General features: G+C 46.9%; 1 protein-coding gene. It reads right to left on the reverse strand.

Going from position 1 to position 1,081, the window contains the following annotated elements; all coding sequences use genetic code 11:
- Nucleotides 1–1,081: phosphoenolpyruvate--protein phosphotransferase (ptsP, locus tag R7E47_RS25130; protein ID WP_318085514.1), on the reverse strand; the 1,081-nt coding region annotated here is incomplete at both ends.

Consider the following 1,081-nt stretch of genomic DNA (forward strand, 5'->3'; position numbering starts at 1 on the left):
TTTATCGCACACGTCATGAATCTGTTTGAGTGCTAACAGCACTGCCGGATGCATGGATTCATAGACATCAGCGACGCGAGAATTGTTCCGATCCACCGCCAGTAAATACTGAGTTAAGTCGTTAGTACCAACAGAGACAAAATCCACTCGATGCGCGATGGCAGGAAGCAGATATACCATCGATGGCACTTCTATCATCACCCCGACTTTTGGAGCCTGGATACGCTCATCAAGCAAGACAACTTCGCTGTAGGCTTGGTTGATCAGCGTCATCGCATCATCCAGCTCTTTAATACCAGATACCATGGGTAACAAGATACTTAAATTACCACTTTCAGCACTGGCTCTTAGCATCGCACGCAATTGAATCAAAAAGATATCAGGATGATCTAACGTAAAGCGAATCCCGCGCCAACCTAAAAACGGATTGTCCTCTTCGATTGGCAGGTATGGCAATGGTTTATCACCACCGATGTCTAGAGTACGCATCACCACGCGTTGGCTCGAGTAGCTGTTTAATATTGCTCGATATTGATGATACTGCTCATCTTCCGATGGAAAGTGATGTTGAAGTAAAAATGCAATTTCAGTTCGATATAAACCGACACCATCGACGCCCGTATTAATGGCAATGTTGCTATCGGCACTGAGACCCGCATTCAGCATCACTTCAATGTACTGGTTATCTAACGTTACGGCAGGTAACGCGAGGTCTTTATTGACCATCGCGAAGAGCTCTGACTCTTCACTAACCAAACTGCGATACTCACGTAACAGCTGACGGTTGGGCTCTAGAAAAATCTCGCCCGTATAGCCATCAACGATGCCTAATTTGCCGTTAACCACATCCGTATTGATGTTAGCGCCCATAACGGCCGGCACACCCAATGCGCGCGAAAGAATTGCAGCGTGTGAGTTTGCGCCCCCTTCAAGCGAAACGACCGCTAATAAATGTTCTTTCGGCACCGATGCTAACAAAGTCGCAGTAAGCTCATTGGCCACTAAGATGATAGGACGATCGATGGCCGCATTCTCTTGCTCACTGTTGTGCAGAAAATACAGCAACCTTTGCCCCAACTCT

Source organism: Vibrio sp. Vb1026 (assembly GCF_033338745.1).
Taxonomy (GTDB): Bacteria; Pseudomonadota; Gammaproteobacteria; order Enterobacterales; family Vibrionaceae; genus Vibrio; species Vibrio alginolyticus.